The 12,542-nt window shown below is 67.9% G+C and carries 11 protein-coding genes; all 11 read left to right on the plus strand.

Annotated elements, in window-relative coordinates:
- The first annotated feature begins 366 nt into the window (after positions 1-366).
- The 11 genes from ACFYWX_RS01810 to ACFYWX_RS01860 all read left to right on the plus strand — a co-directional run bounded on the left by ACFYWX_RS01810 (position 367) and on the right by ACFYWX_RS01860 (position 12,529).
- Positions 367-561 carry a hypothetical protein gene (locus ACFYWX_RS01810; protein WP_389422026.1) on the plus strand — a complete coding sequence of 65 codons (195 nt, stop codon included), beginning with the start codon at positions 367-369 and terminating at the stop codon, positions 559-561.
- Between the two features lie 330 nt (positions 562-891).
- Positions 892-2,409, plus strand: a complete 1,518-nt coding sequence (locus tag ACFYWX_RS01815; protein ID WP_159083331.1) for an ATP-binding protein — start codon at positions 892-894, stop codon at positions 2,407-2,409.
- Between the two features lie 88 nt (positions 2,410-2,497).
- Positions 2,498-2,974 carry a roadblock/LC7 domain-containing protein gene (locus tag ACFYWX_RS01820; RefSeq protein ID WP_159083330.1) on the plus strand — a complete coding sequence of 159 codons (477 nt, stop codon included), beginning with the start codon at positions 2,498-2,500 and terminating at the stop codon, positions 2,972-2,974.
- 1 nt (position 2,975) lies between these two features.
- Positions 2,976-3,341: a DUF742 domain-containing protein gene (locus tag ACFYWX_RS01825; protein ID WP_159083329.1), complete on the plus strand. Its 366-nt coding sequence runs from the start codon at positions 2,976-2,978 to the stop codon at positions 3,339-3,341.
- Positions 3,322-3,951: an ATP/GTP-binding protein gene (locus ACFYWX_RS01830; RefSeq protein WP_107446621.1), complete on the plus strand. Its 630-nt coding sequence runs from the start codon at positions 3,322-3,324 to the stop codon at positions 3,949-3,951. Before ACFYWX_RS01825 ends, ACFYWX_RS01830 begins: the two co-directional genes overlap by 20 nt.
- On the plus strand, positions 3,948-4,484 hold the full coding sequence (locus ACFYWX_RS01835; RefSeq protein ID WP_389422027.1) for a GAF domain-containing protein: 537 nt from the start codon (positions 3,948-3,950) through the stop codon (positions 4,482-4,484). The genes ACFYWX_RS01830 and ACFYWX_RS01835 overlap by 4 nt, the downstream gene beginning before the upstream one ends.
- 67 nt (positions 4,485-4,551) lie before the next feature.
- Positions 4,552-5,778, plus strand: a complete 1,227-nt coding sequence (locus tag ACFYWX_RS01840; RefSeq protein ID WP_319675101.1) for an acyl-CoA dehydrogenase family protein — start codon at positions 4,552-4,554, stop codon at positions 5,776-5,778.
- 187 nt (positions 5,779-5,965) lie between these two features.
- A complete protein-coding gene (locus ACFYWX_RS01845; protein WP_389422028.1) occupies positions 5,966-6,394 on the plus strand; it encodes a hypothetical protein in 429 nt (142 codons plus the stop codon).
- Positions 6,395-6,633: 239 nt separating this feature from the next.
- Positions 6,634-8,967, plus strand: a complete 2,334-nt coding sequence (locus ACFYWX_RS01850) for a Helicase associated domain protein (protein ID WP_389422029.1) — start codon at positions 6,634-6,636, stop codon at positions 8,965-8,967.
- 377 nt (positions 8,968-9,344) lie between these two features.
- Positions 9,345-11,300, plus strand: coding sequence for an ABC transporter ATP-binding protein (locus tag ACFYWX_RS01855; protein WP_389422030.1), 1,956 nt, complete (start codon positions 9,345-9,347; stop codon positions 11,298-11,300).
- Positions 11,301-11,614: 314 nt separating this feature from the next.
- Positions 11,615-12,529: an NUDIX hydrolase gene (locus ACFYWX_RS01860; RefSeq protein ID WP_240439625.1), complete on the plus strand. Its 915-nt coding sequence runs from the start codon at positions 11,615-11,617 to the stop codon at positions 12,527-12,529.
- Positions 12,530-12,542: the final 13 nt, after the last annotated feature.

Genomic DNA, 12,542 nt, shown 5'->3' on the forward strand with positions numbered 1-12,542 from the left:
CTGGGTGCCAACACCCTTGTGCACCATGCATTTTCACAGGCTTCTGACCTGAGAACATCGATTACTTCCCTGGTTTACCTGTAAAATCATCGAAGGCCGGAAACGGTCACCCGGGCGTCGCGGACATGACGCGAGACGACAAGTCTGCGCCCCCGGAGGACATCGTGCCTGCCCCGTTTCCCGCCTTAGCCGGTATGACGGCCCATCTCGGCCGCGCCCGGACCAATGCGGTCACCAGCTGCGCAGGTGCGCCATCCTTCAGGCGCGCCGTCGCTTCAAGTCCCGCAGCCACGCGGGTCATTGCCGCCGACCCGATTGGCAACGCGGGACCCCTCGGACACACTCGCCCAGCAGAAACGCAATTCCGTGAGCATCATTGTCTCCCTGGTTGTTGTGCTGGCCGTCATGGTGTGGTTGCTGATCCGCAAAGGCGGCCTCAAGGCAGGCCACGCAATAGCGGCCGTGCTCCTCGGCTTCTATCTCCGCGACAGCTCGCTTGCTCCGTCCATCAGCCGCGTCGTACAGAGTGCGGTCGAGACGATCAGCGGGATCCGTATATAGACCGGCCGCCGGGGCACCCCCGTGGACCCGGGCCGTACGCCGCCTCCCCCGTCGGCTGCGGTCAGGCGCGCGTGCCCCGGCGGCCACTCCCACCCAAGTCCCGGCCTGCACGCTGCGGTCCCCGCCCCCGGTGCGGGTGCGCTGCTCGCTCGTTCCCTGCCGGCTATTCCCTCCTCCCTGTCGGGACCACGTTCCGCGAGGTCACCAATGTCTGATCAGTCATGCCCGCGACCCATCGGTCACCGACGTGGCCAGCGTCGGCGTGCGCGCGGCGCCGAGCCACTACGCACCGAGAGGGGGCTGCACCTGCGGCTGCGGCTTCTGGTGCTCGTGCCCGCCCTCTTCGTCGCGGCGATCTTGTGTATGGCGGCTGCCGTCGGCGCGACGGCACGCGTCCATGTGGATGGCTGGATCATCGGGGCGGCGGCAGCAGCCGCCGGCCTGGCCGTGCTGGTCTGCGCGGACTGGATGGCAGTTCGCACGGCGGCTGAGCTGCACCGGCAGCGCAGCGAGTACAGCGATTCCGTGCATGGCTGGCTGCGGCACTTCCAAGCCGGCGTGGACGAAGGACGCAAGAGCATCAGCGATGCTCTGGAGCAGATCGACCGGGGCGAGCGGCCTTCCCCTCCTGACTTCTCCACAGCGCAGGCGAACTCCGGCGGCAACCCGTGGAATGAAACCGAGGCCGCTCTGTTCCAGTTGCACGCAGAAACGTGGCGGGCGGTGGTGAACGGGCGGCAGACGGAACTGACGCAGGCGCTTGTCTATCTAGCCGGGGGCTTGACCCTGCTGCTCGTACGTGCGCTCGGCATCGTGACGGAGCTGACGAAGCAGGTCCAGGACCCGGACGTGCTGTATCGCGTGTTCGACGTCAACAACCTGCTCAAGCGCATGCGGCGGTCGGCCGGACGGCTGGCGGTTCTGGGCGGTGTGAAGGCGCGCACGCTGAACCAACCGATCGGGCTGGTGGACCTGCTGCGCGGCGCGTCGGGGGAAATCGAGAAGTACGCCCGGGTCCGCATGCACACATCCACCCTGGATGTGCAGATACCGGGCTTCGCCGGTCCCGATCTGATCCACCTGCTGGCCGAGTTGGAGGAGAACGCCACTCTCTGCTCCCCGCCGGACAGCAAAGTCGTCGTGCGCGCGACGAGGGTCACCGCGGGTCTGGCCGTGGAGATCGAGGACCGGGGCATAGGCATGGCCCAGGGCGAACTCGATCGCTGCAACCGGATGTTGGCCGATCCCCAGGACACGGACCTGGCCGAGCAACTGGCCCAGCGCCAGACCGGCTTGCTCGTGGTGGCCAAACTCGCCCGCCGGTACGGCATCCAAGTGCGACTGCAGAAGAATCTCATGCACGGGATCACGGCGCTCGTGGTGATGCCGGACAAACTCCTGCTCTGGCAGAACGAGCCGGCGGCACCGTCACAGGCTCACGCATACGTTGCCGCCACACCGGTCCCGGCAGCGCAACTCACAAGGCACCCCGGTCCTCGGCCGTCCGGCGGTCCTCGGCCCAGTCCTCCGGCCCCAGTCCCAGCGGGGACGGCGCCACTGCCTTACCGTGACGCGCGGCCTGCCCCTGGGCGGCGCCCCGTCGCCTCGACAGCGACCACGGCAGCACCGCCGCTCGGCGCCACACCTGACACTCGCCCCCGGTTGCCGCAGCGAACACCACAGGCAACGGTCCATGAGCGCGCGGCCCCTGCCGAGCCAGAGGCCGCCCCCGTCCCGCTCGCGCCGCCGGATCCTGCCTTCGTCAGCAATTTCACCCAAGGCGTGCATCGCGCGGAACAAGCCGCGGCAGACAGCGAGACGCGACCGCCAAAGGGGAGCGCGAGCTGACCACCGCAACGCGCCCCACACATCCTTCGTGCCTCGCTTCGCGCCTGAGCACCAGTCCGTACAGCGTACGGAGATACGGAGAATTGGAATGACCACCGACTCGACGGCAGTACAGCCGGATGTGGTTGTGGACGAGCTCCTCAACGACTTGGCCCAGCTGCCCGATGTGACGGGCGTCCTGCTCGGCACGCAGGACGGTCTGCGGCTGGCTCACGCCGGACCGAGCATGGACGGCAAACTGGCGGACCGCCTGGCCGCAGTGATCAACGGCCTGTACTCGATCGCTCACGGAGTCGACGACGGCGAGGGCCGTGTCGAACAGGTCCTCATCAGGAAGAGCAGCTTCCTGCTGTTCATCATGAGTGCCGGGAGCCCCCCGTCCGTAGTGGCGCGAAATGCGGGACGCGACCCGAAAAAGGTCGAAAGCGTGCTGGGTGTGCTGACCAACACCCGCGCGGACGAGGGAGCCGTCGGTTTCGCGATGGTCGACCTGATCAAGCGGATGGGCGAGTTGCTGACCACAGAGGCACGTGTGGGCGGGGCTCCTTCCGGTGACGGCCAGTGAGATGGCGTCCGCAAGCAGCCCGGCCTGGACCGTCGAGGACACCGAGGCCCCCAGCCTCTATGTCCTGACCGGCGGCCAGACCAAGCCCACGCACGACTTGCAGATCGAGACGCTGCTGTGGGCCGAGGGAGAACCGCCTGCGGGCCAGCCGCCGGAAGTCGAACAGGCGATGGCGTTGTGCCGGGATCAGCCCCTGGCCGTCGCTGAGATCGGCGCCCTGATCGGGTTGCCCTTCCAGATCACCAGGATCCTCATGTCCCGGCTGATCGACTTCGGTGCGCTGAATGCCATGACCGCCACGCACTCTGCTGACCTTCCCGACGTTGCTCTCCTGAAGGCCCTTCGCAATGGACTCCTCAAGCTCTGACCTCGGGCTGCCGCGCCGGCTCGGCGGCGCGAGTGCCACCTCCGTCAAGATCGTTGTCGCCGGCGGGTTCGGGGTAGGCAAGACCACGTTTGTGGGCGCCGTCTCCGAGATCACTCCGCTGCGTACCGAGGCCGTGATGACGGCCGCCTCCGAGGGCGTGGACGACCTCACGCTGCTGTTCGACAAGAAGGCGACCACCGTCGGCATGGACTTCGGCCGGATCACCTTCCCGCAGCTGAACACCGTGCTGATGCTGTTCGGCACGCCTGGGCAGACCCGGTTCTGGTTCATGTGGGACGAGCTCACGCGAGGAGCCCTCGCTGCGGTTGTCCTCGTCGACACCCGCCGCCTCGACGAAAGCTTTCCCGCGGTCGACTACTTCGAGCGGCGCGGCCTGCCCATCATCGTGGCCGTGAACGAGTTCGACGACGCCTGCCGCTACGACCCCGACGAAGTCTCAGCCGCTCTCGCCCTGCCGGCCACGGTTCCGGTCGTGCTGTGCGATGCCCGCAAGAGGGCGGACGCGGCCGGCGTACTCGCCCATCTCATCGACCACGCGCTCACCCGCCCACATTCCCCTGCCACCGTCCTTCAAGGAGCACAGCTGTGAACTCCCACGCTCCGTCCGACCTCCTGTCCACCGCCGGCCACGACATCGACTGGCAGAGCCACCTGCCCGAATTCTTCGACCCCACGGCTCCGCCCGTGGGCGCGTTCGACGCCTTCGCCCAACAGGTCGCCAACGCGGCCGGCACTCCGTACGCCATGCTCAACTGGGTCGGCAGCCAGCAGTTCTTCCTCGGTCTCGCCAACCCTTCCGGAGGCGAACTGCCCGTGGTGGGCCGCACCATGCCGCTGACGCACGGCTTTTGCCCGCACGTCGTCCAGCGCCGGGGCTCGCTGGTCCTGACCGATGTCCTCGACTTCGACGAGTTCGCCGGCAACCCGGTCGTCGACGAGATCGGGGTCCGCGTGTACGGGGGCGCCCCTCTCATCGACGAGCGCACGAACCATGTCTGGGGCACAGTCTGCGTGGTCGGCACCGAGCCGCGAGACCGCTCGGAAGGTCGCCCGCTGTGGACGCTCATCGACCACTACCGCGACCTCTTCATGACCGAGTTCTACCGGCGTACCAGCTCGTAGCAGCACCCGCGCGCCCGGCCGCACCACCCGCGACCACCACCCCGAGGGGGAGACAACGATGCCCACGATGTCGTCCACGACTCCGGTCACGCCCGACTACGAAGCCCTGGTCCAGCAGTTCGACGAGTTCGCCGCTGCGGAAGTCACCCCCCGAGTCCAGCGCATGGAGTCCTCCCCTCACACCGTGGAACGCGACCTGGCGCTGCTCATGGCCGAGCAGGGATGGTTCGGCGCCACGATCCCGCGCCAGTACGGCGGTATGCATGCGGGACATCTCGCCAAGACCCTCATGATCCAGAGCGTGGCGCGGGCATCGGGCGCGGCCGGCGCCATCCTGCAGGCGAGCCAGCTGCCCGTTTCGATGATCATCCACTTCGGCAGCGACGAGCAGAAGGCCATGCTGCTGCCCCGGATCTCCTCCGGGGACACGCTGCTGTCGATCGCGGTGACCGAAGAGGAGACCGGCAGCCATGTACTCGGCATGGAGACCACCGCCCGCCGCGACGGCAGCGACTGGATCATCGACGGCAGCAAGGTCCACATCGGCAACAGCCACATCGCCCACGTCCACTGCGTCGTGGCCCGCACCGCCTCCGCTGACGCGGCAGGCTCCCGCGCCCTGACCGCCTTCCTCGTCGAACACGACCGCGACGGACTGACCGTCGAACCGCACCGGCCCGCCCTCGGCCTCCACGGCTTCAGCTTCGGCAAGCTCACCTTCGACGGCGTACGCATACCCGAGACCAACGTGATCGGCGAAGTAGGCGACGGCAAGGACATCGCCTACAGCAGCAGCATCCTCTACGGCCGGCCCAACCTCGCCGCGGTATCCCTCGGCATCCACGAAGCGATCATGGAATGCGCCGCCAGCTTCCTTGAGGGACGCCGCCGCTACAACGGCACCCTCGCAGACCTTCCCGTCCTGCGTGACCGGATCGGTGCCATGAAGTCCCGGCTGATGGCCTGCCGCGAACTCGCCCACCAGGCCGTACACATGCTCGACCACGGCCAGAGCTGCGACGGCGAACTCATCAACTCCAAGTACCTCAACCACAAATGGGCCGTCGAATCCGGCCAGGACGCCATGGAACTGCACGGAGCCCACGCCCTACGAACGGACTACCCCCTCCAGCGGCTCTGGCGGGACGTCCAGCACACCTACTCCCCCGCCGGAACCGGCGAGGTCCAGCGCCAACGTCTAGCCGAAACCGAGCTCGGCGCCCCTCCCATCCAGTGGTCCGAACGACTCGCCGCCAAAACCTCGCTCTTCCTCCCCACCAGCACAGCCGCCTAACTCCCAGGCACCCGCGCCCTCAAACACCACAACCAACTTCGGGGAACCCCGACCGCCTATCTGCCTGCCGCCTGTCCAAGCTCCACCCGTCGAGTGGAGCCTGCCGACAGCGCGGCTGACCGTGGAACAGATCACGCGCCACGACCTTCCCACCCCATCTCCCGCTCAACCGACACGGAGCACCTCCATGACCAGCACAACTCCCGCCGTACGTACGACCGACACGGACGTGTCCGCGCTGTCGGTCGAGGCGCGACGGGAGCTGGACAGCATCGCGAACCGGGGCATCGTCTCCGCCCCACGTGCCGTCGCCGACACTCTCACCACACTGAAGGAGCTCGCCCCCACCCTGATCCCGCACGCCCGCACCCTCGCCGCAGCGCTCGGCGACAGGGAACGCTCCGAACTCCACGAGCTGATTGAGCGGACCGAGGCCCGCTCCAACTCCCGGCCGCGGGCGGACCTCGCGTACGAACACCTGCTGGTGCTGGTCAGCCAGTTGCAGGAGCTGCTGCGCTGGCTGGAGCGAGCGCACGGCATCTCGTGTCGACGCACACAGGCAGCCGTCGCCAGGCGCCGCAGCAGCGAAGAATTTCATCCGAACCAACTGGGGTAACGGTCTGCACGTGGTGCCAATCGGCGCTCGTCATCGCCACCTTCGAGCTGCACGCCCGTGCAACAGATCCTCAGCACCGCCGTATAACCGGGGCCAACGGCGCGCGAAGACGCCCCTGCCGTGCCCCGAAGTCCCGGCTGGTTTGGCCCGCCTGACGCGGCGGGGCGGGGCGACACGCCCTACCCGCTGAACGAGTGCCTTCCGATCCCTCTTCGACGACATCGAGGAACCGACCGACCGTGAATCAGCTCCAGACCTCACCCCCGCTGTTCCCGCACCAGCAGGAGGCCGTGGACGTCCTGGCCAAAACCCTGATCGACTCCAGCCGGGTCACCGCAGTGATGGCATGCGGGACAGGCAAGACGCGGGTGGGCGCCGAAGTCGCGGGCCAGATCGCCGAGATCGGTTCCCGGCGCCGCCTAGTGGTCGTCCCCACCCTGGAACTAGTCCGCCAGACGATGATGGAATGGGCACACCAGCTCGGGCGGCACCGGCTGGGCCGCATCATCGCGGTCTGCTCGGACCGCGAGGTCCTCTCCGCCCACCGCACCGGACTGCAGGACGAACTCGCCAGCGCCGAGGCCCACGTCGCCAACGACGCCGCCCAGCTGGCAGCCCTCGCCAAAGACCCGGGGCCGCTCACCATCGCCTGCACCTACGCCAGCCTCCACATCCTGGCCCAGGCCCAGGCCCACCACCGCATGGCGCCTCCGGACATCGCCGTGATCGACGAGGCCCACCGCACCGCGGGTGCCGCAACCAAAGCCTGGGCGGCCATCCACTACGACGACATCATCACGGCGCGACGCCGCCTGTATCTCACCGCCACTCCCCGGATCCTCGACGACGAGGGCGAGGACGTCATCAGCATGGCGGACGAGCACCTGTACGGCCCGGTCGCCTACCGGCTGCCCTTCGCGACCGCCATCGACCTCGGCTTACTGGCCCGCTACCGCCTTGTGGTCCCCGTCGTTACCAGCAGCGAGGCCCACCAACTGCTCGGCCGGGACGACGCCTTCCTGCGCATCGGCAGGACCGCCGTGGCCGCCCCCATGCTCGCCAAGCAACTAGCCGTGCTGCGCGCCGCCCACGAGCACGGCATCCGGCGCATGATCACCTATCACGGCAGCATCGCCGAGGCGAAGTGGTTCGCCACGCTCCTGCCCCACGCCCACGCTCTCCTGCCCCCCGATCAACGCCCCACCGCCCTGGCCGCCGAGCACGTCCACGGCAACCAGACCGTCGCCCAGCGGCGCAAGGCGCTGGACAGGCTCGCCGGACAGGAAGACGGCCTGATCGTCGTCTCCAACGCACGCGTCCTGTCAGAAGGAGTCGACGTCCCTGCCGTGGACGCCGTCTGCTTCCTCAGCCCGCGCAGCACGATCGACACCATCCAGGGGACCGGCCGGGCCATGCGGCTCAGCGACCGCAGCCGACCCAAAACCGCGACCATCATGGTGCCGGTCTTCCTCCAGCAGGACCAGGATCCCGAAACCGCGCTGAGCTCCACCCCCTTCGGCCCGGTCTGGCAGACGGTGCGGGCCCTCGCTTCACACGACGAGACACTGCACCAAGAACTCGAAACCGCCCGCCGCTCCCTCGCCACCCCCACCGCTACCGGAAAGGTCCGGCTCGGCGCCGGCACCGAAGGTGAACTGCCCGACTGGCTCTCTTTCACCGGCATTCCCGTCCCTCCGGACTTCGCCGACGCCATCACCGTACGGACGGTTCGCGCAGCCACCACCGTCTGGCCCGAATACCTCCAGGCCGCCGAAACCTACCGGGCCGAGCACGGGGACCTCCGTGTCCACGAGGACTACCGCACCCCCACCGGACTGGGCCTGGGGCGCTGGATCGCATACCTGCGCAAACTCCACCGGCTGGGCAAACTCTCACCTTCCCAGATCGAAGAATGGGAAGCCCTCGGGATGACATGGTCAGTTCCCGATCAGAAACTGCAGAAACTGATCCACGAGCTAAGAGAATTCAAGAAGGAATACGGACACCTGGACGTCCCGAAGACCTACGTCGCCAAGAGCGGCGACCGCGCGTACCCGCTCGGCCAGACATATGCCAGCCTGCGTACCTCCTACAGATACGGACAGGTGCCGGATGCCAAGGTCGCGGCCCTCAACGCGGAGGGATTCATCTGGGACCGAGCCGAGTACGTCTGGAATCAATTCGTCTCAGACTGCCGCGAGTTCATGATCTGGCATGGCCACCTCGACATACCCCAGACCTACGTCCTGCGCGGTCGAAGCATCGGCCAGCAGGTTTCCGGATTCCGTACGCATCCGGACTGCCTAACTCCTGAGCAGCGCAGAACACTCGACCGCATAGGCTTCGTCTGGGACTCGCTGCAATTTCGCTGGGACCTCCATATAAAGGTAGTTACCGACTTCAAGGCCGAACACGGGCACCTGAACATCCCAGGCAGCTATGTGATCGAAAAGCCCGTCCTTCTTCGCCCGCGCAGCTGGATGAACACATGCATCCAGAAATACCGGAAAGGAAAACTCAAACCGGAGCGACATCAGCAACTCGTGGCCCTCGGAATGAAATTCCCCGACTAGCAGGAGAGGCTGTGCCCAGTGAAGATCTCCGCCGCGGGCGCGCCAATGCCTGACCGGTCAGCCCGCCATGCTGATCAAGCCGCTCCGAGCTCGATCGCGCCCCAAACATGCCGTCATCCCACCCACCTCATCGGCCTCATCCGTATCGGCCGTCGGTGTTTCGGCCACCGCCGTCATGTGGTGGACCCGCCTGAATCAACGGCCACGAGCGTGCGGACCGCGAGATTGGGCGGCTGGGGATACGACTCAAACACGTGTGTTCGAAGACGGGCGTCGCGTCGTTGTTCCGGTCATCATCAGCCATCCCCCCAAGTCGGTGCTGGAGGTTCCCAGTTGCCTGTCGTTCAGAATGCCCCGAATGAACTCCCGACGGCCGCATGGCCGTTTGCGTCTGCCTCCCGGTTTACCGACAGGGCGAGGGGAGGTGGCCGGTGAGCGCCGAGCCCGCCTCTCCGGCGCCTGATACGGCGGCGCCGCGCCGGTTGCCGCCTCCACCGCCTGCCGAGCTGCGCTACGGCGGCCGGCACGCCAAGAATCCCCTGACGGACGCATCGTTTGCGCAGATGTACCGGCGGCTTCCGTCGGTGCTGGCGCAGACCGCACGGATGGCGTGGGCGATCGACCGACGGGCTGTGCTGCTGCTGGTGGGTTGTCAGCTGGCCATCGGCATCAGTGCCGCCGTTCTGCTCACCGCCACATCCCGTGCGATGCGCTGGATCCTGGCCGACGGCGAGGTGGCCGACCGGCTCCACCAGGCGCTGCCGGCCCTGCTGATCATCGCCTGCGCGTCGGCGGTGGGGCGGGTGGCGACCGCGCTGTCCTCATACGCGGACGGCCGGATCACCCCACGGTTGACGACCGAGTCCGACTGCGCCCTGGTGGCGGCGGTGTGCCGGATGGAGGCCGCCGCGCGGGCGGAGGACGGCTGCGCGGACCGGCAGGAGGCCGCGGAGATGGGGGTGGTCCGCAGCCACGTGATGGTGCAGGACGCCACCCGCTTCACCGCTGCCATCGTGCGTATGGTCAGCGCGAGCGGGGTGCTGTCGGTGCTGCACCCGCTGTTGCTGCCGCTGTTGCTGCTCGCCGTCGTCCCCGCCGGCGTGGGCGCCGTCCTGCACGCCCGCGTCAGCTACGAGACCCACTACGCCAACGTGGGCGACCGCAATGTTCGGCAGAACCTGCGCGGCTGGGCGACCAGCGTGAAGTTCACCGACGAGATCCGCGCCAACGGCATGACCTCGTACCTGGTGTTCTGGTACCGGTCGATCTCGGAGCGGATCGACGCACGCACCCTCGCCGCGGCGCCGAAGATGTTGCGGATCGTGCTGATCAGTTCGGCAATCGGCGGCATCTTCCTCATCGCGACTTGGGCGGGTCTCGCCTGGCTGGCGGCCAGCGGACGGATCGAGCCGTCGATCGCCGCGACCGCGGTCATCGCGGTGCAGACCGCGCTCGCCGCCCTCAGTCAACTCGTCATCTACGGCGCAGCCATGTTCCACACCTCCCTCTACCTCGCGGACATGGGCGGTTTCCTCGACTACGCCGCCGAACGCGCCCCCAACCGAGGCGAGTTCACGCCGAGCCGGCCGGTGGAAGAGATCCGCCTCGACGAGGTCGCGTACCGGTATCCGGGCAAGGAGACTCCGGCCGTGGCGGGAGTTTCGCTGGCGGTCCGCAGCGGCGAAATCCTCGCCGTGGTCGGCGAGAACGGCTCCGGGAAGTCCACCCTTACCCGGCTGCTCGCCGCCATCTTCCTGGCCGACAAGGGCAGCGTCTCCTGGAACGGCCGCGACGTCGCCGACCTCGACCCCGACAGCCTGTGGGACCTGTCCGGGCTGGTGCCGCAGAACTTCGCGCAGTGGCCTCTGTCCGTCCGCGACAACGTCACCCTCGGCCAGCCCCGCGAGGCGGGCGACGACCTGGTGTGGCGGGCCCTGGAGGAGGTCGGGCTGCGGGACGCCGTCGAGGAACTCCCCGACGGCCTGGACACGCTGCTGGCCCGGGAGCTGTGGGGCGGAACGGAACTCTCCGGCGGGCAGTGGCAGCGCCTGGCATGCGCGCGGGCCCTGTATCGCAGGTCAAGCCTGCTGATCCTGGACGAGCCGACCAGCCAGATGGACGCCCGCGGCGAGCACGCCATCCTCGAAGAGATCAAGACCGTCGCGGCAGGCCGGATCACGATCGTAGTGACCCACCAGCTGGTCAACACCAAGATCGCCGACCGGATCATCGTGATGGAACACGGCCGGATCGCCGAACACGGAACATACGACGAACTCGCCCACGGAGGCGGCCTGTTCGCCGAACTTCTGGCCCTGTCCACCGACCGCTGACCCAACTACGCCGCGCTGTAGGGTCCGCGATTCGATGCGCAATGTCGGCTGAGGACGCGCACTCGATGCGCAAATCCGGGTCTGGGTGCGCAATGGATCACAGGACCTGCGGTGGTGTCGAAGCCGATCCCGCCCTGAACCACGCTGGGGCGGAAGAAGTGCGCACTTCCGGCCGTCCGGACGAGTGCGCATCGAGCTCGGATTCCGGCGTCTCCGCAGGAACCCGTGCGCACGAAGTCGCGAATCCTACACGCGCCCTGGCCCCCGGGGCGCGACGACCCCACCACTTGCCCGCCGTACCGATGGAGGATTCCGTGACCGCACCAGCCGTTACCACGACCACGGCGGCGCTGCTCGTCAGCGCGGACGGCCACTACCTGCTGCATCTGCGGGACGCCAACAAAAACATCAGCTGCGCCGGACAGTGGTCCCTGCCCGGAGGCCATCCCGAACCCGGCGAAAGCCTCGACGACACGATCGCCCGCGAACTGATGGAAGAGGCCGGCCTGCACATCCCCGACCTCGTCCCGCTCGCCGTCGTCGAGGACACCGACGCCGACGGCCGGACCACCAGCCGGGTCCAGGTGTACGCCGGGACGTGGGACGGCGACCCCGCCCTGCTGCCCCTCACCGAGGGGATCATGCTGCGCTTCACCGATGCCGAGCAGATCCCGTATCTGACCATGGACCCCGGCACCACGGCCGTCATCCGCCACCACCAGGAGGGCCCACGCCCAGACGGTGGTGCCACCGACGCGTTGCCGGTGCTGCGCCTACGCGATGCCGGCACGAAGACGGTGCCGAACGTTATCGGCGTCCATCTGTACCTGGAACGGGACGGCGAGATCCTGCTCGGGCTGCGGCATCCCGACTCCGCCTACGCGCCCCTGGAGCACCACTTCCTGGCCGGTCACTGCGAACGAGAATCCGCCATCGCCTGCCTGATCCGGGAGGCTTGCGAGGAGGCCGGGTTGGTGATCAAGGCTGAGGACGTCGAACTCGTGCACGTCGTCCACCTCGTCGACTCCCCCGGCGCACAGCCGCGCCTCCAGCTGGTCTTCCGGGCCCGAACGTGGCAGGGCGAACCCCAGGTCCTCGAGCCGGACAAGTGCGTCAGCTGGGGCTGGTGGCCCGCCGACGCTCTGCCGGAGCCGACCGTCACCTACACCCGGGCCGCCATCGACGGCATCCGGCGCGGCCGCCTCTACACCGAACTCGGCTGGACCTGACCCTTGTGCCTTT

It is taken from the genome of Streptomyces sp. NPDC002888, assembly GCF_042888465.1.
Lineage (GTDB): Bacteria > Actinomycetota > Actinomycetes > Streptomycetales > Streptomycetaceae > Streptomyces.

Bases quoted from the DNA above. Each gene is read 5' to 3' on its own strand.
- ACFYWX_RS01855 (WP_389422030.1), top strand. From the start codon at position 9,345: ATGGCCGTTTGCGTCTGCCTCCCGGTTTACCGACAGGGCGAGGGGAGG.
- ACFYWX_RS01820 (WP_159083330.1), top strand. From the start codon at position 2,498: ATGACCACCGACTCGACGGCAGTACAGCCGGATGTGGTTGTGGACGAG.
- ACFYWX_RS01840 (WP_319675101.1), top strand. From the start codon at position 4,552: ATGTCGTCCACGACTCCGGTCACGCCCGACTACGAAGCCCTGGTCCAG.
- ACFYWX_RS01830 (WP_107446621.1), top strand. From the start codon at position 3,322: ATGGACTCCTCAAGCTCTGACCTCGGGCTGCCGCGCCGGCTCGGCGGC.
- ACFYWX_RS01825 (WP_159083329.1), top strand. From the start codon at position 2,976: ATGGCGTCCGCAAGCAGCCCGGCCTGGACCGTCGAGGACACCGAGGCC.
- ACFYWX_RS01845 (WP_389422028.1), top strand. From the start codon at position 5,966: ATGACCAGCACAACTCCCGCCGTACGTACGACCGACACGGACGTGTCC.